We start from the raw sequence: 22622 nt of genomic DNA, 5'->3' as shown, positions 1-22622 counted from the left end.
GTGCGGGGGGCTCGTACGGGTGCCGGTTCTTCGGGGGTGGCGGCCATGTGTCAGACGTTCTCCGGTCGTTCGAGGGCGGCGTCCACCAGCGCCCCGATACGGGCGCCGGCACGACGGGCCTCGAGATGGAGCCGGCCCACGTTGATACGTGGCTCGGCCAGGACGGTGAGCACGGCCGACGAGCCGGCCGCGTAGGTGGCGACGTAGCCCGCGTCGCCCCGGACGAGCAGCTCCTTGAAGCCGCCCTGCCCGGTGGCCTCGGTCAGCCGCAGCGCGACACCGAGCGCGGCGGCGGTGAGCGCGGCGACGCTCTCCGCCTCCGCCGTGTCCGCCGCCAGCACCAGGCCGTCGACGCTCGCGGCGAGCCCGCCGGTCAGCTGCGGCACACGTGCGCGCAGCCTCTTGAGTTCACCGAGCACCTCGGTCTCGGCCGTCATGAGCTGTCTCCTCTCGGCGCGCAGCCTCAGGGCGCGCCTCATGACGGTGTGCGCAGGGCCCGGTGGGTCGTGCGGTATGTCACAGGCTTGCCTCCAGAGCGTCGCGGAGCCGGCGTAGCAGGGCGATGTCCGGGTCGACGGCGAAGTCGGCGACCCAGGCGGGCAACGGGGCCGGATCGGGTACCGCAGGGTCCGACGGTGTCTCGACGAGCCCCGCGGCGGCCATCCGCCGTACTTCGAGCAGGGTGTTGAAGGCGGGCCGCCCGACCGCCCGGGCGATCGCGGACGGGGTGCGCACACCGTCGGCGAGCTCCAGCAGCGCCCGCTGCCGGGGGGTGGCCGTCGCGCCGTGGCCGGACGGGCGGCACCGCAGGGGCGCGGTGTCCACCTCGGAGTGCGGCCACACGGAGTCGAGGAGCCCGCGCCGCCGGCGTGCCTCCCGGGCGACCGCCACGGCGGGCACGGGACGTACGGCGCCGATCCAGTGGGCGACGCCGTAGCGGAAGCGGGTCGGCCCGCTGCCGGGCGCCAGGGCGAAGAACGCCGCGTCGTGGAGGGCGCCGAGGTGGCAGATCTCCATCTCCCCGCCGGCGACCTGGCCGCTGTCGACGAGGAAGCGGGCCACCTCGCGGCGGGCGCCGGCCTTTGCCACGGCCTCCTGCCAGCCCTCGGGGGCCAGCCGGCCGCCGGCGGTCAGCAGCACCTCGACGCCGGGTGCGGCCGGGCTCTCCGCGTGCACGACCTGCCCGTCCGCGAGGTAGAGGGCGCCGTGGTCACGGACGAGGACGCCGGTGGCCCGCTCCTCCGCCAGCCTGAGGAGCATGGGGGAGGCGGCCGTGGGCGCTGCGGTCATCCGAGGACCAGCCGCTCTGCGAGGTCCGCGAGGCGCAGCCTGGCGAGCGCCAGGTTCCCGGTGTCCCGGTCGAGCCAGAGATGCAGGAACACACTGCTGTCGAACGTGGTCTCCACGAAGCGCACCACGTGGTACCCGGTGCGCGTGGTGACGATGAGGTCCTCGACGGGTAAGCCCTTGGCGCCGTCAGGTGCCGTTTCCTCCTCGGGCGCGAAGGTCGGGTACTCGGCGGCCATCCTGGCCAGTTCGGCGGTCTCCGCCGCGGTCGCCTCGTGGTCACCGCCGGGGGTCTCCCCGATGCTGCCGAGGGCCAGACCGCTGGTCCAGTCCACGATCGCGGCCCCCCGGGCCCCGGGCACCACCATGGCCTGCAGCAGACACTCGTCGATTCCGGGCACGCGGACTCCCCTCCCCGCCTCGGTGTGCCGCGCACGAACGCGGCAGTGACGGAGAGGTTACGCAACGTGACGCCTGTCGGGGTGACTTCTGGCATTTTCCAGCGGAACATGCGCGTGCCCGATAAAGTCCGCTCTCTCCCTGTCCGTCGCCGCACTGCGCGTCGTGCGAGGCGTTCCAGGACGCGGCGGGGGGCGTCATGACGGCCGGGCCGGTGAACGTCATGACGGTGAGGCGGCGGGCGGAATGTGCTGCCCCGTCAGCGGGCGCGGTGCTCCACCGCGGCGGCGACGTCGTCGAGATCCCTCGCGATCGCCTTGCGGACGGCCCTGGCGCCGAGCTTGCCGAAGACCTTGGCGAGCAGTCCCGTGAAGCCGCCGGACGGCTCGGCGCGGAACGTCAGCCGGACGGTCGTCGTCTCCGGGCCCGCGGTGAGCAGTCTGAACTCGGAGACGTAGTGCGTGCCTTGGGAGTCGGCCTCCACCACATAGCGCTCGGGCGGCTCGCTGGCCGTCACGTACATCTCCTCCGTGGCCTCCTTGCCCAGCATCCGCCGGGTCTCCCGCCACCGGGTGCCCACCCCGAAGTCGCCCTCGCTCAGCACCTCGATCCGCTCCACGCCGCTGAGCGTGGCCTCCCACCCCCGGATGTCGGTCAGGGCCTCCCACACGGGACCGGGCGGGGCGAGGATCAGACGTTCGACGACGACGCTGCTGGTAGCCATGGGTCCATGGAACCACCGGGGTCCGACAGCCGCCCCCGCTGCACGGTCATCGGCCGAGCAGCGCGTCCCGCTCCGCCCCGCCGGCCTCCGCGACGATGGATTCGACGGTCTGGGCGGTCCGCACGGTGGCGAACCGCACCTCACCGTCCGCTCCGGTGCTGAAGCCGTGCACGGCGGTCCTGGGCAGGCTGTTGTAGCCGTAGTGGCTGGAGAAGTAGTAGGCGCCCGTGTCCAGGGCCGCGATCACGTCGCCCGACTCCAGCAGCGGCAGGGCCCGCTTCTCGGCGAGCAGGTCCCCCGCGAAGCACGCCGGCCCCGCGATGTCCTGCTCGACACCGGGCCCCGCCTTGGGCAGCCCTTCGGCGTCGTACGCGGCGATCCGCAGCGGCCAGGACAGCGGGTCGTAGACGGTACGGGTGGCGACCTGGACGCCCGCGTGGGTGACGGCGATGGGCCGGGAACCGGCGGACTTGGCGTACTCGACCCGGGCGAGGACGGTGCCGTGCTTGGCGAGCAGGGAGCGGCCGAACTCGGTGACCAGGCCGTACCGGCCGTCGAGCAGCCCGGGGACGCGTTCCCGCAGCAGCGCGGTGTAGTCGGCGAAGGCGGGGGTGTGCTCCTCGGACGCGAAGTTGACCGGCAGGCCGCCGCCGACGTCGATGGTGTCGATCTGCCGCCGGCCGGCCGCCGCGTTGATCTCCTCGGCGAGCTCGTACACCGCGAGGACGCCCTCCGTCATCCGGGTCAGGGCCATGCCCTGGGAGCCGGAGTGGGTGTGCAGCCGGGTCAGCCAGGGCCGCTCGAGACAGGCGCGGACGACCCGCTCCCGCGCGCCCTCGTCGCGCAGGGTCACGCCGAACTTGGACGTCGGTGTCGCCGTCGACAGGGCGCCGATGGTGCCGCCGCCGACCTGCGCGTTCACCCGCAGGCCCACCGGCGAGGCGGTGGGCCCGGCGGCGACGAGCTCGTCGATGCGGGCCAGTTCCTGCCAGTTGTCGGCGTTGACGGCGATGCCCAGGCCGAGGGCCTCCCGCAGCTCCGCGACCGTCTTGGCCGGGGAGTCGAGCACGATCGAGCCGGCCGGCAGTCCGGCGGCCCGCGCCAGTGCCAGCTCGCCCGGGCTCGCCACCTCCGCGCCCATGCCCTCGGCGTGCAGCAGCGCGAGGACCGGCACCAGCGGAGCGGCCTTGACGGCGAAGGCGTGCAGCACCGGTGCGTCGGTGACGGCGGCGAAGGCGGCCCGCAGCGCCGCCACCGACGAGCGGATACCCGCCACGTCGATCAGAGCGGTCACGGGCTGGTCCTCGGTGAGAAGTCCCTGTTCCACGGCCGCTCGTACGGCCCGGTCCCGGCGGTCGACAGTCATGTGCGCCAGCCAATCACCCGGCGGTTGCCGCCGCAGCTGTTGACTACATCTATTCAGGAAGCGAGTATGTGAATAGAAAATCCACACATCTTCGCGAGGAGGCAACGCCATGTCAGGACCCCGCCCCGTACGGGCACCGCGCGGCAGTGAACTGAGCGCCCTGGGATGGCAGCAGGAAGCCGCGCTGCGGATGCTGCAGAACAACCTCGACCCCGAGGTCGCCGAGCACCCCGACAAGCTCGTCGTCTACGGCGGCACGGGGAAGGCCGCGCGTGACTGGCGTTCCTTCGACGCGATGGTCCGCACGCTGCGGACGCTGAAGCAGGACGAGACGATGCTCGTCCAGTCCGGCCGCCCGGTCGGCGTCATGCAGACCCACGAATGGGCGCCGCGCGTGCTCATCGCCAACTCCAACCTGGTCGGCGACTGGGCGAACTGGGAGGAGTTCCGGCGCCTCGAGCAGCTCGGCCTGACCATGTACGGCCAGATGACCGCCGGTTCCTGGATCTACATCGGCACCCAGGGCATCCTCCAGGGCACGTACGAGACGTTCGCGGCCGTCGCCGCGAAGAAGTTCGGCGGCACCCTCGCCGGGACGATCACGCTGACCGCCGGCCTCGGCGGCATGGGCGGCGCCCAGCCGCTCGCCGTCACCATGAACGACGGCGTCGCGATCTGTATCGACTGCGACCCGCGCGCCATCGAGCGGCGTATCGAGCACCGCTACCTGGACGTCAAGGCCGACTCCCTGGAGCACGCCCTCCAGCTCGCCGTCGAGGCCCGGGACGCCCGCCGCCCGCTGTCCATCGGCCTTCTCGGCAACGCCGCCGACCTGCTGCCGCGCATGCTCGCGGAGGGCGCGCCGATCGACATCGTCACCGACCAGACCTCCGCCCACGACCCGCTGTCCTACCTGCCCGTCGGCGTCGACTTCGACGACATGGCCTCGTACGCGGCGAAGGACCCGGCCGGCTTCACCACCCGTGCCCGGGAGTCGATGGCCACCCACGTCGAGGCCATGGTCGGCTTCATGGACGCGGGCGCCGAGGTCTTCGACTACGGCAACTCGATCAGGGGCGAGGCCCGGCTCGCCGGCTACGACCGGGCGTTCGCCTTCCCCGGCTTCGTGCCCGCGTACATCCGGCCGCTGTTCTGCGAGGGCAAGGGACCGTTCCGCTGGGCGGCGCTCTCCGGCGAGGCGTCCGACATCGCCAAGACCGACAAGGCGATCCTCGACCTGTTCCCCGAGAACGAGTCCCTGCACCGCTGGATCAAGATGGCCGGCGAGCGGGTCCACTTCCAGGGCCTGCCGGCACGCATCTGCTGGCTCGGCTACGGCGAGCGCGACCGGGCGGGCGAGCGGTTCAACGACATGGTCGCGAGCGGCGAGCTGGCCGCCCCGCTGGTGATCGGCCGGGACCACCTCGACTGTGGTTCCGTCGCCTCCCCGTACCGCGAGACCGAGGCGATGCTCGACGGTTCCGACGCGATCGCGGACTGGCCGCTGCTGAACGCGATGGTGAACGTCGCGTCGGGCGCGTCGTGGGTGTCCCTCCACCACGGCGGCGGGGTCGGCATGGGCCGTTCCATCCACGCCGGCCAGGTGTCGGTGGCGGACGGCACGAAGCTGGCGGGCGAGAAGATCCGCCGCGTGCTCACCAACGACCCGGGTATGGGCGTGATCCGCCACGTGGACGCGGGCTACGAGAGCGCCGAGTCGGTCGCCGACGCCAAGGGCGTCCGCGTGCCGATGCGGGAGGACTCGTGACGTCCGAGGACCGCCCCGTCGGTGCCGGGTCGGGCACCGGCACCGGGCCAGGCGCGGAGTCCGGAATCGGGTCCGGCACCGGGTCTGCCGCGGGCTCCGGCTCGGGCACCGGGTCTGCCGCAGGCTCCGGCTCGGGCACCAGGTCTGCCGCAGGCTCCGGCCCCGGGTCGGACGCAGGCATCGCCGCCGGGTCCGGCACCGGCGCCGCGGGGGCGTCGTTCCACGAGATGTGGCGCGAGCTGCGCCCCATCGGCCGCGACGCGTCCACCGGCGGGTATCGCAGGTACGCCTGGACCGGCGCCGACGCCGACTGCCGGTCGTGGTTCAGGGCGCAGGCCGAATCCCGCGGCCTCGCCTACGAGACCGACCGCAACGGCAACCAGTGGGCCTGGCTCGGCGACCCCGCCCAGGGCGACGCCGTCGTCACCGGTTCGCACCTCGACTCCGTACCGGACGGCGGAGCCTTCGACGGCCCCCTCGGCGTGGTGACCTCCTTCGCCGCTCTCGACGAACTCCGCCGCAGGGGAGTGGAGTTCACCCGGCCCCTCGCCGTCACCAACTTCGGTGACGAGGAGGGCGCCCGGTTCGGGCTCGCCTGCGTCGGGTCCCGGCTGAGTGCCGGGCAGCTGACACGGGAGAAGGCGTACGAACTCCGTGACGCGGACGGCATCAGCCTTCCGCGGGCCATGGAGGCGGCCGGGTACGACCCGTCCGCCATCGGCCCGGACCCCGAACGCCTCGCCCGGATCGGCGCGTTCGTGGAACTGCACGTCGAGCAGGGCCGTGCCCTGGACCTGTCCGGCGACGCCGTCGGCATCGCGTCCGCCATCTGGCCGCACGGCCGCTGGCGGTTCGACTTCGCCGGTGAGGCCAACCACGCCGGCACCACCCGGCTCGCCGACCGGCGCGACCCGATGCTGACGTACGCGCAGACCGTTCTCGCCGCGCGCCAGGAGGCGGAACTCGCGGGCGCGGTCGCCACGTTCGGCAAGATCTCCGTCGAGCCGAACGGCGTCAACGCCATCCCGTCCCTGGTGCGCGGCTGGCTGGACTCCCGCGCGCCCGACCAGGCCACCCTCGACACGGTCGTCGCCGCCGTCGAGCGGGCGGCGCAGGAGCGCGCCGAGCGCGACGGCGTGGACCTCACGGTCGTACAGGAGTCGTTCACGCCGGTGATCGAGTTCGAGCACGCCTTGCGCGACGAGCTGAACAAGATCCTCGGGGGCGCCGTCCCCGTGCTCGGCACAGGCGCGGGACACGACGCCGGGATCCTCTCCACGTCCGTCCCGACCGCCATGCTGTTCGTACGCAACCCCACCGGTGTCTCGCACTCCCCGGCCGAGTCGGCGGACGAGGACGACTGCGTGGCCGGGGTTCTCGCACTCGCCGACGTACTGGAGGGCCTGGCGTGCAGGTGACCACGTACTGGCTGGAACACGCCTGGCTCGGCGCCCACGCCGAGCCGGGCGTGGCCCTTGATGTGACGGACGGCCGGATCACCGCCGTACGGCAGGGGGTCGAGACGCCGCCGCCGGGTGCGGAGGTGCTGCGGGGCTTCACGCTTCCCGGTCTGGCGAACGCCCACTCGCACGCCTTCCACCGCGCGCTGCGCGGCACGGTGCAGGTCGGCTCCGGGACCTTCTGGACCTGGCGGGAGGTGATGTACGACGTGGCCGTCCGCCTCACCCCCGACTCGTACTTCACTCTGGCCCGCGCGGTCTACGCCGAGATGGCGCTGGCCGGCATCACCGCGGTCGGTGAGTTCCACTACCTGCACCACGCGCCGGGCGGTGTCCCGTACGCCGATCCCAACGCGATGGGCGAGGCGCTGATCGCGGCGGCCGGCGAGGCCGGGATCCGGATCACCCTGCTCGACACCGCCTACCTGTCCGCCGGTTTCGGGGAGCCCCCCACCAGCCACCAGTTGCGCTTCTCCGACGGCACGGCGGACGCGTGGGCCCAGCGGGCCGACTCGCTGAAGGACGGCGGACATGTACGGATCGGCGCCGCGATCCACTCGGTGCGGGCCGTGCCCGCCGAGCAGCTGCCGACGGTCGCCTCCTGGGCCGCCGCCCGCAACGCGCCCCTGCACGTCCACCTCTCCGAGCAGACGGCGGAGAACGACGCCTGCCTCGCCGCCCACGGCCGCACGCCGACCCGGCTGCTGGCCGACCACGGTGTGCTCGGCGCCCGCACCACCGGCGTCCACAACACCCACCTCACCGACGACGACATCGCGCTGCTCGGCGGCACGACGACCGGCACCTGCATGTGCCCGACGACGGAACGCGACCTCGCGGACGGCATCGGCCCCGCCCCCGCCCTCCAGGCGGCCGCCTCGCCCCTCTCCCTCGGCAGCGACAGCCACGCGGTGATCGACCTGTTCGAGGAGGCCCGTGCCATGGAGCTGAACGAGCGCCTGCGCTCGCGCACTCGGGGCCACTGGACGGCGGCGGCGCTGCTGCGGGCCGCCACCGCCGACGGACACGCCGCACTGGGCTGGCACGAGGCGGGCCGCCTCGAGCCGGGCGCGCTCGCGGACTTCACGACCGTCGCGCTGGACACCGTCAGGACAGCGGGGCCGCCACCGCGTCTGGCAGCTGAGACAGCGGTATTCGCCGCGTCGGCAGCGGATGTGCGCCATACGGTCGTGGGCGGCCGCCATGTCGTACGGGACGGGGTCCATGCCGCCGTCCCCGACGCGGCACGAGCTCTGACGGACGCGATCGCCGCACTGCACGGCTGAAGGAGGCACCCCGCACCATGAACAGCGGCCACGAGACCACGAACAACGCCCCGGCGACGCCCGCCCCCGCGACGACGAACAGCGCCGTCGCGGCGACGGCCACCGTCATCACCAACATCGCCAGCCTGGTCACCAACGACCCCTCCCTCGGTGACGGATCCCCCCTCGGACTGATCCAGGACGCGGCCGTCGTCATCGACGGCGACCGCATCGCCTGGATCGGTGAGAAGAGCAAAGCACCCGCCACTGACAACCGGCTCGACGCCGGCGGCCGGGCGGTCGTCCCCGGCTTCGTCGACTCGCACTCGCACCTGGTCTTCGCCGGTGACCGCACCGCCGAGTTCAACGCCCGGATGTCCGGGCAGGCGTACGCGGCGGGCGGCATCCGGACCACCGTCGCCGCGACCCGCGCGGCGAGTGACGCCCAGTTGGACGCCAACGTCGCCCGCTATCTCGCGGAGGCCCTCCGGCAGGGGACCACCGTCATGGAGACCAAGTCCGGCTACGGGCTCACCGTCGAGGACGAGGCGCGGGCCCTGCGGATCGCCGCCGCGCACACCGACGAGGTCACCTACCTCGGGGCGCACATCGTGTCACCGGACTACGCCGACGACCCGGCGGCCTACGTCGCCCTGGTGACCGGCGAGATGCTCGACGCCTGCGCGCCGTACGCCCGCTGGGTGGACGTCTTCTGCGAGAAGGGCGCGTTCGACGCGGACCAGGCGCGGGCCGTCCTCACCGCGGGCAAGGCCCGGGGACTGACGCCTCGTGTGCACGCCAACCAGCTCACCTACGGTCCCGGCGTCCAGCTCGCCGTCGAGCTGGACGCCGCGTCCGCCGACCACTGCACCCACCTCACCGACGCGGACGTGGACGCGCTGGCCAACAGCGCGACGGTCGCGACGTTGCTGCCCGGCGCCGAGTTCTCGACCCGAGCGGAGTGGCCGGACGCCCGCCGGCTCATCGACGCCGGCGCGACGGTCGCGCTGTCGACGGACTGCAATCCGGGCTCGTCGTTCACCTCGTCGATGGCGTTCTGCGTCGCGCTCGCCGTACGCGACATGGGGATGACGCCCGACGAGGCGCTCTGGTCGGCGACGGCCGGCGGTGCGGCGGCCCTGCGCCGCACGGACGTCGGGCGCCTCGGCGTCGGCGCCCGCGCCGATCTCGTGCTGCTGGACGCGCCGAGCCATGTGCACCTGGCGTACCGTCCGGGCGTTCCGCTGGTGACCGAGGTGTGGCGGGCCGGCCGTCGCGCCGTGTAGGCCGCCGCGACCGGACCGGCCCGCGCGATGCGCGGGCCGGTGCGGCCGGGGCCGGCCGGCTCAGGCTCCGCCGTTCCGGCCGCTCCTGCGGCGTCCTGGTCCGCGGCCCGACACGGACCGCCCGGGCACCGGGAAGGCGAGCGCCGTGGCCCTGCCGATCCTGAGCCTGGGGCCGGGCCGGCTCAGGCTGTCCCGGGCAGCAGGTGCCGCCAGCTGCCCGGGTGTGTCACCAGATAGTCGCGCAGCCCCTGTGCCGGGTGGCCCGTCAGCCGGGGCACCGCGTCGGAGACGGCGGCCATCTCGCCCCGTGCGATCGCCTCGTACGAGCTGACCCAGCCCGTCACCTCCCACTCCTCCGCGCCGTACCCGGCCCTGGAGGCGTACGCCTCGTCGCGGGACTCGAGGTGGTAGCGGACGGTACGGCCGGTGACCTCGCTCAGCGTCTTCGCCGCCTCCGCGAGGGTGAAGGCGTCGGGGCCGGTGAGGTCGTACACGACCCTGTCGTGCGTGCGCGTCCCGTCCAGCAGCACGGCCGCCGCCGCGTCGGCGATGTCGTCGTGGGCGACGGCGGCCACCCGGCCCTGGCCGCCCGGACCGCGCAGCACCCCGTCCGTGCCGGTCATCGCGGGGAACGCGGCCAGATAGAAGTCGTCCCGCAGGAAGGTGTGGCGCACCCCGCAGGAGCGGATGTACTGCTCGGTGTGCCAGTGGTCGCGGGCGAACGTGAACGTCGCGTCCGGCGCCGCGCCGACGAACGACACGTACACGATCCGCTCGACGCCCGCGGCGACCGCCGCGTCCACCGCCGTGCAGTGCGCCTTCACCCGGTCCGGAGCCTCGTGCGCGGAGACCAGGAACAGGGTCTGCGCCCCGTCGAGGGCGCGCCGCATCGCCTCGCCGTCGCCGTAGGAGGCGGGGCGTGCCACGGTCGCGCCCGGCAGTTCGGGCAGCCGGGTGGGATCGCGGCCGATCAGCCGCGTCGCGGCGTCCGCACCGGAGAGCCGGCGCGCCACCCGGCCGCCGACGCGGCCGCTCGCTCCGGTGACTGCGATGACTGGGACCATGACGGTGTCCTCTCCTGCTGGGTTGCGCGGTCCTCTCCTGCCGGGACGCGCGGTCCGGCCGGTGTGCGCACCAGTGTCGCGGGCGCCGGCGGCCCCGTGGTGCGCGACATGCGACAGTGGGCGGATGCGAACCATCGGGCTGATCGGCGGCATGAGCTGGGAATCCAGCGCGGAGTACTACCGGCTTCTCAACGAGCTCGTACGGGACCGGCTCGGCGGGCTCCACTCGGCGCGATGTGTGCTCCACTCCGTCGACTTCGCGGAGATCGAGCAGCTCCAGACGGCCGGTGAGTGGGAGCGTGCCGGGGAGATCCTCGCGGCGGCCGCCCGAGGTCTTGAGGCCGCCGGCGCCGACCTGCTGCTGATCTGCACCAACACCATGCACAAGGTCGCCGGCCAGGTCGAGGCCGCGGTCCGGGTGCCGCTGCTGCACCTGGCGGACGCCACCGCGGACGCCGTCAAGGCCCGTGGTCTCACCCGCGTCGGCCTGCTGGGCACCGCCTTCACGATGGAGCAGGACTTCTACCGCGAACGCCTCGCCGGTCATGGGCTCGAGGTCCTCACCCCGGACGCCGAGGGACGCGCACTGGTCCACCGGGTGATCTACGACGAGTTGTGCCTCGGTGTCGTGCGGGACGAGTCCCGTGCCCGCTACCAGGACGTCATCGGCGAGCTGGTCGGTGCCGGAGCGCAGGGCGTCGTCCTCGGCTGCACCGAGATCGAGCTGCTGATCGGGCCCGGCGACAGCCCTGTGCCCGTGTTCGCGACGACGACACTGCACGCGCGGGCGGCCGTCGAGGCCGCGCTGGCCTGAGCCCGGACGGGCGCCAGGCTGACCGGCCCGGTCCGGGCGACGGACCACGGGGGCGCGCGGGCGAACCGGCACGCGTCAGAAGAAGCGTGACGCTCCCTACCGTGTCGGTATTTCGGCCGGTACCGTCGCTCTCCTGGGGGCGAGCTTGTTGAAAGCTCAAAGGCAAGGCTGGGGGGTCGAGTTGAGCGATGTGCGGATCAGTGTCGTGACGCCGGGGGAGCTGGGCGCGAGCCAGACGGAGGCGTGGCGGGAGATGCGCGCGGGTGCGGAAGCACCCGCGAACCCGTTCATGGAGCCCGAGTTCACCCTCGCGGTCGGCCGGGTGCGTGCCCAGGCGAGAGTGGCCGTGCTGTGGGAGGGCGGGGAACCGGCCGGCTTCTTCCCGTACGAGCGCGGGCCGTTGGGGCGTGGCCGGGCCATCGGTCTCGGTGTGTCCGACTGCCAGGGCGCGGTCCTGCGGCCGGGTCTGGGCCTCGACCCGCGTGAACTGCTGCGGGCGTGCTCGCTGGCGGCCTGGGAGTTCGACAACCTCGAGGCGGGCCAGAAACTGTTCGAGCCGGACGCGGCCGACGCGTTCGGCTCGCCCGTCATCGACGTCGCCGCGGGATACGCCGCCTACGAGGAGCGGCTCCGGGAGCGGTCGCCCAAGTTCCTGCGGACCACGCTCGCGAAGGAGCGCAGGCTCGGCCGGCAGGCGGGCGGCGTGCGGTTCGTCCTGGACGAGCGGGACCCAGGGGTGCTGCGGACGCTGATGTCCTGGAAGTCCGCCCAGTACCGCAGGACCGGCCGCAGGGACCGCTTCTCCCAGCGGTGGATCAGCACCCTGGTGAGGCAGCTGCACGAGTCGAGGGCGGCCGGCTGCCGGGGAACGCTCTCCGTGCTGTACGCCGGTGACCGGCCGGTCGCCGCGCACTTCGGGCTGCGTTCGCGCACCGTGCTGTCCTGCTGGTTCCCGGCGTACGAGCCCGAGTTCGCCAAGTTCTCACCCGGTCTGATCCTGCATCTGAGGATGGCGGAGGCGGCGGCCGGCGAGGGCGTCGCGCTGCTGGACCTCGGCCGTGGGGCCGCCGAGTACAAGGACGCCCTCAAGACCGGCGAGCTGCGCGTCCACGAGGGCGCGACCCTGCGGCCGGGCCCGGGGGCCGCGCTGTACTGGCTCGGCCGCGAACCGGTGCGCCGGGCCCATGGATTCGTCCGCGACCACCCGTGGCTCGCCGCGCGGGCCCGACGGACGCTGAACCGGGTGGGCCGGCTGCGGGGGACCCGCTGACGCCGGACGCGGCCCTCGCGGGCACGGCACGGCGGCGCACCGTACGCACACCAGGGGGACACGCATGCTGAGCAGATCACTACGGCCCGCTCCGCCCGGCCTGCCGCGCCCGCCGGCGCCGATGCGGGTGGCGGAACTGGACCTCGACGGCCCCGACGGGCGGGTCCTCGCCTTCGGTCCGGCCCCGCCGGGGCAGGCCTGCCCACTGCCGGGCACCCCGCTCGCGGAGCCGGCGTCCGGTGCGGCGGGCGACGTCTTCGCGCTGGTCCGGGTGCGGGGCAGGCCCGTCGCCACCGTGGTGTGCCGCGTACCGCCCGGGCGCAGGGCTGTCGACGCGGTGGCCGTGGCAGCCCGCGCGCGGCTCGCCGGCCGGGAGCCCCCGGCCGCGCCGCCGCACGGCGACCTGCCGCGTACCAGCGTCGTCGTCGCCACCCGCGAGGGCGCCGGGCGGCTCGCCCGCGTCCTCGACTCGCTGCTCGCCCAGGACCACCCGGAGTACGAGATCGTCGTCGTCGACAGCGCCCCCGTCACGACCGCCACCCGCGATCTCGTCGAGAACAAGTACGGCGGCCTGCGGACCGTACGCGTCCGGTACGTCGGCGAAACCGTGCCGGGCCTCGCCGTCGCCCACAACAGGGGCGTCGCCGTCGCCGACGGCGCGGTGCTCGCGTTCACGGACGACGACGTGGTCGCGGACCCGCACTGGCTCACGTCGCTCACCGCGCCGTTCGCCGACGATCCGCGGCTCGGCTGCACGACCGGCCTGATCCTGCCCGCCCGGCTGGGCACCCCGGCGCAGATCCTGCTGGAGAGCCACGGCGGCTTCGCCAAGGGGTTCACGCCGCGCACGTACGACCCGCTGCGCCCGCCCGCCGACCAGCCGCTGTTCCCGTTCACCGCGGGCAGCTTCGGGTCCGGGGCCAACATGGCCTTCCGGGCCGCCGTGCTGCGCGGGATGGGCGGCTTCGACCCGGCCACCGGCACGGGCACGCCCGCACGCGGCGGCGACGACCTGTACGCGTTCGTCTCCGTCCTCGCCGCGGGACACCGCCTGCACTACACGCCGCAGGCGCTGGTGTGGCACCACCACCGTGAGACATGGCGGGACCTGACCGGGCAGGCGTACGGGTACGGCGCCGGCCTGACCGCCGCCCTGACCGCCCTGCTGGTCCGCCGCCCGGCGCTGCTGCCCGCACTGCTGCGCAGGCTGCCGGCCGGCCTCGCCCACGCCCGTGCGATCACCGCGTCCCGGGAGGCCGGCGCGGGCGGGGTGCCGGGGACGCACGGGGCCGGGGAGCATCCGTGGCCGCGCCATCTGTCCCGGCTGGAACGCCGGGGGATGCTCGCCGGCCCGCTCGGATACCTGCGGGCACGGCTGCGGCTGCGCGGCTTCGAGCTGCCCGACGTCGAGGCGGGGAGGCGCTGACATGCCGGACGCCGTCCCGGTGCTGCTCTACCACGCCGTCATGGAAGAACCCCCTGCCTGGATCGCCGAATTCACCGTCACCCCGGCGCAGTTCGGGGCGCATCTCGACGCCGTCGCGGCGAGCGGACGCACCCCGGTCACCGTCGGCACACTCGTGGACGCGCTCACCGGCGGCGGGCCACTGCCCCCGCGGCCCGTCGTCCTCACCTTCGACGACGGTTTCGCCGATCTGCCCGGGCCGACCGCGGAAGCGCTCGCCGGCCGCAGCATGCCGGTCACCGCGTATCTCACCACCGGCGCGCTCACGCCCGGCCGGACCAGCCTGCTGCCGCCCGCGCCGATGATGACCCTGTCCCGGGCGCCGCTGCTGGAGCAGTACGGCATGGAAGTGGGCGCGCACACCGTCACCCATCCGCAGCTCGACACCCTGCCGCCCGCCGAACTGGACCGGGAACTGCGCGAGGCGAAGACGGAGTTGGAGGACGTGCTCGGCCACGAGGTGACGCATCTCGCCTATCCGCACGGCTACAACAGCCGAGCCGTCCGCAGGGCGGCGGCCGCGGCGGGCTACGCGTCGGCCGCCGCGGTGCGGCACGCGCTGAGCTCACCGGCCGACGAGGCGTACCGCATCGCCCGCCTCATCGTGCGCCGCACGCACACGGTGGCGGACGTCGAGGCGTGGATGGACGCGGGGGGCGGTGTGCCCGTCGCGCCGTTCCGCGACGGGCTGCCGACCGTGGGCTGGCGGCTGTACCGGCGTGCCCGCGCGGTGGTGCGGGGGCGGCAGTTCGCGGGCTGACCCCGAGGGCCCGGCTCAGCCCCGGGGCACACGCTGGCCGAAGTACGGGTCGGACAGGGCGTGGCGCAGGCCCTGCCACGAGGACTCCCGCGCGAGCGACAGGTCGCAGCCGGGCCCGGGATCGCGGTGGTTCCACTGGAGCGCGGCCCGCACCCCGTCCAGTTCCTTCACCACGCCCGGGACCTCGGCGTACCACTCGGCCTGCGCGCCGGGGCGGGCCGGATCGTCGGCCGTGCCGAATTCGGACAGCATCAGGGGCTTGTCCCGGGAGATGTGTTCCCTGATCCACCGGTGGGACGCGGTCTGCGTCTCCTCGAAGCTCTTCCAGGAGCTCCGGTGGCAGCGGAAGTAGTTGTACTGGTTGTAGCCGATCCAGTCGACGTACGCGTCGCCCGGATACAGCCGAGGGAACAGTGCCGCGTGCCCGGTCCAGCCGGTGACGACCCAGGTCCAGACGACGTTCCGGACGCCCAGTTCCCGGAACCGGTCGTGGATGTGGCGGTAGGCGGCGACGTACTCCTCCGGCGTCCCCGCGGCCGGGGTGCGGGTGTCCATCTCGAGGTCGAACGAGAGGAACACCTTCTTCCCGTACGCCTTGATCCGCCGCGCCTGCACGTCCACGACGCTTCGGTCGAGCCGCCCCGCCGCGATCTGCCGCCAGGTCGGCTGCTGTTCCGGCCGGCCGTTCCACCACTTGCTCTCCCACGACAGCAGCAGCAGACGGTCCCGGCCGACGCGCTGTTCCTGCTCGGTCAGCAGCCGGCCCTCGAGGCCGTCGGTGGACATGTCGTGGTAGGCGTACACGATGTCCAGCCGGCGTCCCAGCCGCTTCTCGTAGGCGAGGACCTTCTCCTCCAGGTCGGTCTTCTCGTGCCGCACGTAGGCGCCGAACCAGGCGCCGCAAGGGGGCACCAGCAGTTCGGTGGCGCGGCACCGGGGACTGTCGGGCGAGGGCGGGGCGCTGTCCCTGGGGCTCGCGAAGGTGAGGGCGAGCACCCCGCAGAGCAGCACCGCGGACACCACCGCCAGCCAGGGCCGGCGGTGGTGCCCCGGCACTGCGGCGGTGCGGGTCACGTGACGGACCCCTTCCGCGGCGGGGAGGCGGAACGGGCGGCCGGCGCCCGGCCGGTGACCTGCGGGCAGCACGCCGCGAGCGTGGTCGCCGCGGCCAGCAGGACCAGGAGCCGCAGTCCGCTGAAGGCGCCGGCGGCGAGCAGCGCGGTCGCGCAGAGGACCGCCGCGCTCACACTCAGGAAGAGCGCCAGCACGAGCTGCTCCAGCCGGTCGGAGTCGCGGGTGAAACCGTCGTGGGCGGCCGCGCCGTAACGGCGCAGGGCGGGCGCGCAGACGCGGACGACGGCGGCGCCGGGGCCCGCGAGGAGGAACGCGACGACGGGCAGTGTGCGCAGCGGCGAGGCGGCGGGCAGCGCGGTGGCGGCCACCGCGCACCAGCCCACCAGCGGCGGCAGCAGCCGGAATGTGAGCGACCCGGGTCTCATGGTGTGCTCCCTGTCGTGGGCCTGAGTGCGTAGACGACGCCGGCGCTGTTGCCGCCGACCCGCTCGAACAAGGGCGAGTCGGCGACGGACCGTTCGATGCGCCGCAGCTCCGCGGCGCTGAGCATGCCGTTCATCTCGGAGCCCGCGATCTGGCCCCTGGTGAGCAGGAAGTACGCCCGGCCCGGCGGTGCCACGCCCGCCATGTCGCGGGCGAGGGTGCCGGCCGGGTCACCGAGGACCTCCCGCACATGGCTTTTGGCGTCCTCGAGGAACCAGTAGTGGCCGATCTCCCCGTACGAGGCGTACGCCAGTGGGTAGTTGCGGTGCGCGGCGACGACGAGCGAGCCGGGCGGAGCGCCGTCGATCACCTGCCGGACGAGCTCGACCTCGTCCGGCGGGAAGTAGCTGAGCCGGTCCTTGCCCGCGTAGGCGGGGACGAACGCGGCGGTGAGCACGAGCAGCGCGGCCCCGGCGAGAGCCGTCCGCCGTCGCCCGCCACGGACCGGTCCCGCGTCCGGGGCGTCCGGGGCGGCGCCTGCCGCCGCCGGGGGCAGCAGGGCCGCCGCCGCGAAGAAGCACGCGCCGGGCAGCATGAACAGCAGCACCCGGAAGATCATCTCGCTGCCGTAGTCGTTCGCGACGAGCATCAGCAGCGGGACGGCGGTGAGCAGCAGCAGGGGCCGGGCCCGGGTCCGCAGCGCCGTCCGCCGCAGCACGCCGAGCGCGGCGAGCAGCAGCACCGCCCCCGACAGCAGCCGGGCCACCCACGACACGGTCACCGGGCCGGTCCCGGTCGGCGTCGACCCGTAGCCCGTCTCCAGATTGCCGCGCACATCGCCGAAGGACCGGAGCATCTCGGGCACCGCCTCGCGCAGGAAGGGCAGCGAGACGGTCAGGTTCCAGGCCAGGAACACCACGGCCAGCACCACAAGCGCGGGCAGCGCCCACGTGCGGCGGTCGCGGATCAGGCACAGCGCGGTGAGCCCCGCCCCCAGCATCACCGGCGTGAGCTGGTGCGAGACGACGACGGCCGCGATCGGCGGAAGCAGCAGGGCCGTCCACAGGAGGCGGCCCCCGGGCCGCCGGCCGTCCTCGGTCCGGCCACCGCGGCGCAGTACGACCGCGATCACACCGAGATACAGGGCGAACGCCAGGGACTGCGGTGAGAAGTAGTCCTGGCCGACCCAGTTGGCGACGTGGAACAGCCAGACGGCCGTCCAGACGAGCCTGCGGTCCTGGGTGAAGGTGCGGTAGACCAGCAGGAGCGGAGCGAGCAGCAGCAGGCTCGAGAACAGCGGCCACCAAGCCATGAAGACCGCCGCGCTCTCCGCGCCCGTGAGCCGTACGAGCCCCGCCTGCGCGGCGAAGAAGCCCGGCCACTGGTCGTAGACGGCCATGTCACCGAGCCGTTCCGCCGTCGTCTCCAGCCGGCCGGCGGACAGCAGATGCTCCACGACCGCGTCGTGCTTCCACGCCCACGCGTACAGCGCGGTCGGGTAGACGAGCGCCTGGGTGGCCCGCTCGAGCAGCAGCAGCCCGAGCACGTACGCCGCCGGCCATCCGCCGCCGCGCGCCGGATCGCGCACGCAGTACCAGAAGCCACCGGTCAGCAGCGCCAGAGCCGCCCAGTACGTGACGGGCAGCGCACCGACCAGCCCGAAGTCGCCGAGCCCGGCCGGATCCGTGCGCAGTACCGAGTGCGCCCACAGGGCGAGCGCGCCCACGAGGGGCAGCGCCGCGCCCCAGGGCACGCGCCGGCGCACGCCGACGGGGTCGGCGGCGGGCGGGCCGGACGTCTCCGCCGCGGGTCCGGCGTCCGAGGTGACGGGCAGGTGCACGCTTTTCCCCCAGGTCATTCGATACGGCGGTGTCGGCGACGGCGCCCGCGCAGCAGGACGAGGACAAGTACCGCGCAGAGCAGGGACAGTTGCAGCGGGAGCAGGACGGCGTCGAGCTGCTCCCGCAGGGCCCGCCCGCCGGAGAGGAGCAGCAGCAGGACGGCCCAGCGGGCGACGCCCGGCATGCGGACGAGCCGCAGGGCCACGAACACGGCCGAAAGACACAGGAGTTGCCCTGCTGCGGTCCGCGGACCGCTCCACGGCGCGGTGTGCAGTGCGGCGAACGTGGCGAGCAGCCCGCCACCGAGGAGCCAGGGTTGCGGCGTCGGCAGGGCGGCGGCCGCGACCTGGACGACGAGGAGCAGCGAGAGACCCGCGAGGCTCAGCGCGGGCAGGGCCCACGGCCAGTCGACGTGGCCGGCGCCCGGCCGGTGCGCCAACGGCGTCCAGAACAGACCCGCGCCGAACCCGAGGAACAGCCACAGCACGGTGACCGCCCACTCCTCGCCGACGCGCGCACGCGCCCGGGCCGCCCGGGCGCGGAGCCCTGGGCGGGGCGGGCGCCCCCCGGCGAGGACCGCACGCAGCCCCGGCACGCACACCAGCGCCATCGCCGTCATCGACAGCAGTACCGCCCAGCCGGCCCCCGCGATCCCTGCCGGGCCCAGCAGCAGCGCCGCGCTGCCGAGGACCAGCAGGCACATGGCGGCCTGGAGCAGGGCCAGCACGCCCGTACGCCCCTGGACCCGCAGGACCCCGATGTACAGCTCCACGGCGACCCGGGGCAGGGCCGCCGCCGCCAGCAGCCGCAGCACGGTGGTGCCGTGGGCCGCGTAGTCCTCGCCGAAGGGGGCGAGGATCTGCGGGGCGAACACGACGAGGACGGCCACGACCGGGACGAGCAGCATCGCCATCCGGCGCAGTGCGCCGCGCACCCCCGCGGCCAGGGTCTGTGGACTGTGCGAGGCGTGCGCCGTCAGCGAGGAGGCCATGTTGATGGCCATGAACTCCATCGTCCCGCCGACGGTGTAGGCGATGTAGAAGAAGCCGTTGTGCGCGGCGTCGAAGCTGACGGCGACCATCACCGGCAGCAGGTTGATCATGGCCAGGGAGAACAGCGATCCCACCGAGTCGCCCGCCAGGAAGCGGCCGATGTCGCGCAGGCTCGGCGGCTCGCGGTCGTGGTCGGCCGCCGCCTGACGCGGGATCAGCCGGCGGAAGACCATCCAGCCGAGGGGCAGGACGGACAGGGCGATCGCCACGGCCCAGGACACGAAGATGCCGAGCACCGGCAGGGCTCCGGCGAACACCACGAGCAGCAGCAGCTTGCCGACGGAGAACACGGTGTTGCCGACCGGCACCCATACGGCTCTGCGCAGACCGGTGAGCACGCCGTCCTGGAGGGTGAGCAGCGCCCAGCCGATACAGGACGCCGTGAAGACGGCTCCGGCGGCGAGGCCTCCGAGCGGCGCGTACGACGGGCCCCACAGGTCCAGCGTGAAGAGGAACGCGACGGACGCCAGGCACACGACGAGCGAGCTGAGCGCGTACGCCCGCCGCACCAGCGGCCCGGTCCCGCGCCCGGCCCGGGGCACGTACCGGACGACCGCGCCGATCATGGTGGTCGCGGTGAGCGAGGAGAGCAGCCGCATCGCCGCGATGGCGGCGGACCCCTGCCCGACGGCCTCCTGGGTGTAATGGCGGGCGGCCACCAGCCAGAATCCGAGTCCCAGCGCGGCGGACACCCCGGTCGAGAGCATGAGCGCGTAGGCGTTGCGGAACAGGGAGTCACCGGAGCCGTGCCCGGGTGCGCCGGTGTGCGCGTCAGGGACGTCCGTCGGCGGGTCCCCGGCCGCCTTCTCGCCGCCCGGCCGGGCCCCGAGGAGCGGCACGGCCGTCGCCGTGTCCGCGCCCTCGCCCGTGCCGGGAGCGTCAGGCACCGGCATCGCCCCGGCGGGGTGGCCGCGGGGCCGCCAGGGAGGGGGCGGCGTGCCCAAGGACATGGGGCGGGACACGGGCCGGCGCCCGGGTGGGGGCGGTCCGAGGCTGCCTGGCCGGACGTGTGCCGGCGCGGTCCAGGACGGCCGCGGCCTGTTCGGCCCGCAGCGGATCGACCGGCAGGGCGTGGCGCGCGAACCACGACGCCCCGGCGGGGGCGGGCGACGGGTCCGTGAAGCGGTCGCCCGCGTACCGGTCGAGCGGCGGGTCGTACAGGTAACCCACGGTGATCCGGTGCCGGGCCAGGGCCGCCGTCGCGGCGGCCCGGTCCTCCACCAGCAGCGGCACCCGGAACAGCGGCTGCGCGGGGCCCGGCCGGGGAGCGGCCCACTCAGTGTCCAAGAGCCGCTGCGTGCCCGCGAGATGGGCCGCGAGCCGCTCGTCGAGTCGCCCGAGCAGCCGCTCCGCGCGCCGTAACCTCAGCGGGCCCGGCACGAGTCGGTAGCTGTGCATGTCCACCCGCGCCCAGGAGTCGAACGCGTCGAGCGACGGGGACCGCCGGAGCGCACGCGCCAGTTCGTCCGGGCGCAGCGCCATCCGGATCTCCGTACGCTCCTCGAGACCGAGGAGCCGCAGCGCCGCGCGTGCCGCTCCGGTCAGCCGCAGGCCCCGCAGCCCGGCCTCCGCGTACGGCCGCAGCCCGTAGGCGAGCTCCGCCGGCAGCCGCCCCGGTGCGAGCAGCGCGTCCCTGGCCTGCGCCATCTCCTTCCGCAGCGCGGGGTCGGCGAGGGCGAGGAAACCGCCCGTGCCGGCGCCGGTGTGCTTGGAGAGGCTGAAGACTGCGGCGTCGCCGAAGCCGCCGACGGGCCGCCCGGCCAGCACGGTGCCGATGGCGTGCGCCGCGTCCTCCAGCAGCGGGATGCCCGACGCGTCGCAGCGTGCGCGCAGTTCGGGGGCCGGGTCCGGGTTCCCGTACAGGTTGGTGGTGAGGACGGCGGAAAGGCCCCGCCACAGGGACTCGGGGACGGCGTCGGTGTCGATGGTGCCGTCGTCCGCCCGCAGCGGCGCCTGCACGGGGCGCAGACCGGCCGCGAGCACCACGAAGAAGATCACGTCGTCGTTGACCGGCGACATCAGTATCCGGCCGCCGGGCCGGCACCAGTGGCGCAGCGCCACATAGAGGCCGAGACGGCATGACGGCACGTACAGGCACTCCCTGCCCAGACGGCGGCGCATCAGCTCTTCGAGCGGTGCGTACGCCTGCGGGCAGCCCTCCCCAAGAGCCATGTGTTTCCCCCCACTTGCCCCTGGGTCAATGTGGACCAATCAGGACTGCCCCGTCAATAACGGGGAAGGGCCCATTCCTTGACGGAATGGGCCCTTCCGAGCGCAGGTGAGGTGGTCCGCTCACTCCTCCAGCGTCAGGCCCTTGCGGAGCCTGCGGAGGGTCCGGGACAGCAGCCTGGACACGTGCATCTGCGAGATGCCGAGCTCTTCACCGATCTCCGACTGCGTCATGTTGGCGACGAAACGCAGGGAGAGGATCTGACGGTCCCGCGGCGGAAGGCTCGCGATCATCGGCCTGAGCGACTCGACGTACTCGATGCCTTCGAGCCCGTGGTCCTCGTAGCCGATGCGGTGGGCGAGGGCGCCCTCGCTGTCGTCCTCCTCCGGCTGGGCGTCCAGCGAGCTCGCGGTGTACGCGTTGCTCGCGGCCATGCCTTCCACGACCTCGTCCCGGCCGATGTCGAGCCGCTGTGCGAGCTCGTCGACGGTGGGGGCGCGGTCGAGCTGCTGGGAGAGCTCGTCACCCGCCTTCGCGAGGTCCAGCCGCAGCTCCTGCAGCCGGCGCGGCACACGCACCGACCAACTGGTGTCGCGGAAGAAGCGCTTGATCTCGCCGATGATGGTCGGCATCGCGAAGGTGGGGAACTCGACGCCGCGGCTGAGTTCGAAGCGGTCGATCGCCTTGATCAGGCCGATCGTGCCGACCTGGATGATGTCCTCCATCGGTTCGCTGCGGGTGCGGAACCGTGAGGCGGCGAACTTGACCAGGGCGAGGTTCAGTTCCACCAGGGTGTTACGGACGTACGCGTACTCGTGCGTGCCCTCCTCGAGGGACGCGAGGCGTGCGAAGAGCGTCTTGGACAGTTCTCGCGCGTCCAGCGCTCCCACCTGTTCGAACGGCGGGATCTCCGGAAGACCCTCGAGGGCTTCGAGGCCCGTGGCCTGTTCGTCGGTGGGGGTGGACAGTGTCGACGGCGCGCTGGGGGTTCGCGATGCGTCGAGCCGGGGTGACATGGTCTCCTCCATCGTTCTCGGCATATGGCTGCCGAAGCCCATACATGCTGCTGCGGTGAGCGGCGCCTCCAAAGCCGGCCGTGTTGGTTGTGTCCCTACTAGCCCTACCCGGTCTGCC

The 22622-nt window shown here is 73.7% G+C and carries 20 protein-coding genes; 8 read left to right on the top strand and 12 right to left on the bottom strand.

The window, feature by feature from the left end; genetic code table 11:
• Positions 1 to 50: 50 nt before the first annotated feature.
• The 5 genes from AB0K36_RS11850 to AB0K36_RS11830 all read right to left on the bottom strand — a co-directional run bounded on the left by AB0K36_RS11850 (position 51) and on the right by AB0K36_RS11830 (position 3776).
• A complete protein-coding gene (locus AB0K36_RS11850) occupies positions 51 to 437 on the bottom strand; it encodes a roadblock/LC7 domain-containing protein (protein ID WP_229835008.1) in 387 nt (128 codons plus the stop codon).
• 79 nt (positions 438 to 516) lie between these two features.
• Entirely contained in the window at positions 517 to 1290 is a 774-nt protein-coding gene (locus tag AB0K36_RS11845) for a transcriptional regulator (RefSeq protein ID WP_364591814.1), read from the bottom strand.
• Positions 1287 to 1688, bottom strand: coding sequence for a hypothetical protein (locus AB0K36_RS11840; RefSeq protein WP_364591811.1), 402 nt, complete (start codon positions 1686 to 1688; stop codon positions 1287 to 1289). The genes AB0K36_RS11845 and AB0K36_RS11840 overlap by 4 nt, the downstream gene beginning before the upstream one ends.
• Before the next feature lie 257 nt (positions 1689 to 1945).
• A complete protein-coding gene (locus tag AB0K36_RS11835) occupies positions 1946 to 2410 on the bottom strand; it encodes an SRPBCC family protein (protein WP_364591808.1) in 465 nt (154 codons plus the stop codon).
• 46 nt (positions 2411 to 2456) lie between these two features.
• Positions 2457 to 3776 carry a type III PLP-dependent enzyme domain-containing protein gene (locus AB0K36_RS11830; protein WP_364591805.1) on the bottom strand — a complete coding sequence of 440 codons (1320 nt, stop codon included), beginning with the start codon at positions 3774 to 3776 and terminating at the stop codon, positions 2457 to 2459.
• A 109-nt stretch (positions 3777 to 3885) separates the two neighbouring features.
• On the opposite strand from AB0K36_RS11830, the gene hutU reads away from it, so the two are divergent.
• The 4 genes from hutU to hutI all read left to right on the top strand — a co-directional run bounded on the left by hutU (position 3886) and on the right by hutI (position 9555).
• A complete protein-coding gene (gene hutU, locus AB0K36_RS11825; RefSeq protein ID WP_364591802.1) occupies positions 3886 to 5544 on the top strand; it encodes a urocanate hydratase in 1659 nt (552 codons plus the stop codon).
• A gap of 227 nt (positions 5545 to 5771) precedes the next feature.
• A complete protein-coding gene (locus tag AB0K36_RS11820; RefSeq protein ID WP_364592053.1) occupies positions 5772 to 6962 on the top strand; it encodes an allantoate amidohydrolase in 1191 nt (396 codons plus the stop codon).
• Positions 6953 to 8290 (top strand): formimidoylglutamate deiminase, encoded by a 1338-nt coding sequence (locus AB0K36_RS11815; RefSeq protein WP_364591799.1) that lies wholly within the window; start codon positions 6953 to 6955, stop codon positions 8288 to 8290. Before AB0K36_RS11820 ends, AB0K36_RS11815 begins: the two co-directional genes overlap by 10 nt.
• A gap of 17 nt (positions 8291 to 8307) precedes the next feature.
• The gene (gene hutI, locus AB0K36_RS11810; RefSeq protein ID WP_364591796.1) at positions 8308 to 9555 is read left to right on the top strand and encodes an imidazolonepropionase; all 1248 of its coding nucleotides are present in this window, start codon (positions 8308 to 8310) and stop codon (positions 9553 to 9555) included.
• 182 nt (positions 9556 to 9737) lie between these two features.
• Here hutI and AB0K36_RS11805 read toward each other — a convergent pair whose 3' ends face one another.
• Positions 9738 to 10619 (bottom strand): NmrA family NAD(P)-binding protein, encoded by an 882-nt coding sequence (locus tag AB0K36_RS11805; RefSeq protein ID WP_364591793.1) that lies wholly within the window; start codon positions 10617 to 10619, stop codon positions 9738 to 9740.
• A gap of 124 nt (positions 10620 to 10743) precedes the next feature.
• Here AB0K36_RS11805 and AB0K36_RS11800 point away from each other — a divergent pair, with 124 nt between their 5' ends.
• From AB0K36_RS11800 to AB0K36_RS11785, 4 genes are all read left to right on the top strand, one after another.
• Entirely contained in the window at positions 10744 to 11433 is a 690-nt protein-coding gene (locus AB0K36_RS11800; protein WP_364591790.1) for an aspartate/glutamate racemase family protein, read from the top strand.
• A gap of 190 nt (positions 11434 to 11623) precedes the next feature.
• Positions 11624 to 12703 (top strand): GNAT family N-acetyltransferase, encoded by a 1080-nt coding sequence (locus AB0K36_RS11795; RefSeq protein WP_364592050.1) that lies wholly within the window; start codon positions 11624 to 11626, stop codon positions 12701 to 12703.
• Between the two features lie 121 nt (positions 12704 to 12824).
• On the top strand, positions 12825 to 14129 hold the full coding sequence (locus AB0K36_RS11790) for a glycosyltransferase family 2 protein (RefSeq protein ID WP_435877848.1): 1305 nt from the start codon (positions 12825 to 12827) through the stop codon (positions 14127 to 14129).
• Between the two features lies 1 nt (position 14130).
• Positions 14131 to 14928: a polysaccharide deacetylase family protein gene (locus AB0K36_RS11785; RefSeq protein ID WP_364591784.1), complete on the top strand. Its 798-nt coding sequence runs from the start codon at positions 14131 to 14133 to the stop codon at positions 14926 to 14928.
• A gap of 15 nt (positions 14929 to 14943) precedes the next feature.
• Here AB0K36_RS11785 and AB0K36_RS11780 read toward each other — a convergent pair whose 3' ends face one another.
• From AB0K36_RS11780 to AB0K36_RS11755, 6 genes are all read right to left on the bottom strand, one after another.
• Positions 14944 to 16002, bottom strand: coding sequence for a glycosyl hydrolase (locus AB0K36_RS11780; protein WP_364591781.1), 1059 nt, complete (start codon positions 16000 to 16002; stop codon positions 14944 to 14946).
• A complete protein-coding gene (locus tag AB0K36_RS11775; RefSeq protein ID WP_364591778.1) occupies positions 15999 to 16427 on the bottom strand; it encodes a hypothetical protein in 429 nt (142 codons plus the stop codon). Before AB0K36_RS11775 ends, AB0K36_RS11780 begins: the two co-directional genes overlap by 4 nt.
• The gene (locus AB0K36_RS11770; protein WP_364591775.1) at positions 16424 to 18265 is read right to left on the bottom strand and encodes a glycosyltransferase; all 1842 of its coding nucleotides are present in this window, start codon (positions 18263 to 18265) and stop codon (positions 16424 to 16426) included. The genes AB0K36_RS11775 and AB0K36_RS11770 overlap by 4 nt, the downstream gene beginning before the upstream one ends.
• Before the next feature lie 14 nt (positions 18266 to 18279).
• On the bottom strand, positions 18280 to 20205 hold the full coding sequence (locus tag AB0K36_RS11765; RefSeq protein ID WP_364591772.1) for a lipopolysaccharide biosynthesis protein: 1926 nt from the start codon (positions 20203 to 20205) through the stop codon (positions 18280 to 18282).
• Positions 20198 to 21490 (bottom strand): DegT/DnrJ/EryC1/StrS family aminotransferase, encoded by a 1293-nt coding sequence (locus tag AB0K36_RS11760; RefSeq protein WP_435877845.1) that lies wholly within the window; start codon positions 21488 to 21490, stop codon positions 20198 to 20200. Before AB0K36_RS11760 ends, AB0K36_RS11765 begins: the two co-directional genes overlap by 8 nt.
• 120 nt (positions 21491 to 21610) lie before the next feature.
• The gene (locus tag AB0K36_RS11755) at positions 21611 to 22504 is read right to left on the bottom strand and encodes an RNA polymerase sigma factor SigF (protein WP_364592044.1); all 894 of its coding nucleotides are present in this window, start codon (positions 22502 to 22504) and stop codon (positions 21611 to 21613) included.
• Between the last annotated feature and the right edge of the window lie 118 nt (positions 22505 to 22622).

This window comes from Streptomyces kurssanovii (genome assembly GCF_040677245.1).
Classification (GTDB): domain Bacteria; phylum Actinomycetota; class Actinomycetes; order Streptomycetales; family Streptomycetaceae; genus Streptomyces; species Streptomyces kurssanovii.
This window is presented reverse-complemented; position numbering and strand designations above follow the sequence as displayed.

Bases quoted from the DNA above. Each gene is read 5' to 3' on its own strand.
- AB0K36_RS11850 (WP_229835008.1), bottom strand. From the start codon at position 437: ATGACGGCCGAGACCGAGGTGCTCGGTGAACTCAAGAGGCTGCGCGCA.
- AB0K36_RS11845 (WP_364591814.1), bottom strand. From the start codon at position 1,290: ATGACCGCAGCGCCCACGGCCGCCTCCCCCATGCTCCTCAGGCTGGCG.
- AB0K36_RS11835 (WP_364591808.1), bottom strand. From the start codon at position 2,410: ATGGCTACCAGCAGCGTCGTCGTCGAACGTCTGATCCTCGCCCCGCCC.
- AB0K36_RS11830 (WP_364591805.1), bottom strand. From the start codon at position 3,776: ATGACTGTCGACCGCCGGGACCGGGCCGTACGAGCGGCCGTGGAACAG.
- hutU (WP_364591802.1), top strand. From the start codon at position 3,886: ATGTCAGGACCCCGCCCCGTACGGGCACCGCGCGGCAGTGAACTGAGC.
- AB0K36_RS11820 (WP_364592053.1), top strand. From the start codon at position 5,772: ATGTGGCGCGAGCTGCGCCCCATCGGCCGCGACGCGTCCACCGGCGGG.
- hutI (WP_364591796.1), top strand. From the start codon at position 8,308: ATGAACAGCGGCCACGAGACCACGAACAACGCCCCGGCGACGCCCGCC.
- AB0K36_RS11805 (WP_364591793.1), bottom strand. From the start codon at position 10,619: ATGGTCCCAGTCATCGCAGTCACCGGAGCGAGCGGCCGCGTCGGCGGC.
- AB0K36_RS11800 (WP_364591790.1), top strand. From the start codon at position 10,744: ATGCGAACCATCGGGCTGATCGGCGGCATGAGCTGGGAATCCAGCGCG.
- AB0K36_RS11790 (WP_435877848.1), top strand. From the start codon at position 12,825: ATGCGGGTGGCGGAACTGGACCTCGACGGCCCCGACGGGCGGGTCCTC.
- AB0K36_RS11785 (WP_364591784.1), top strand. From the start codon at position 14,131: ATGCCGGACGCCGTCCCGGTGCTGCTCTACCACGCCGTCATGGAAGAA.
- AB0K36_RS11775 (WP_364591778.1), bottom strand. From the start codon at position 16,427: ATGAGACCCGGGTCGCTCACATTCCGGCTGCTGCCGCCGCTGGTGGGC.
- AB0K36_RS11760 (WP_435877845.1), bottom strand. From the start codon at position 21,490: ATGGCTCTTGGGGAGGGCTGCCCGCAGGCGTACGCACCGCTCGAAGAG.
- AB0K36_RS11755 (WP_364592044.1), bottom strand. From the start codon at position 22,504: ATGTCACCCCGGCTCGACGCATCGCGAACCCCCAGCGCGCCGTCGACA.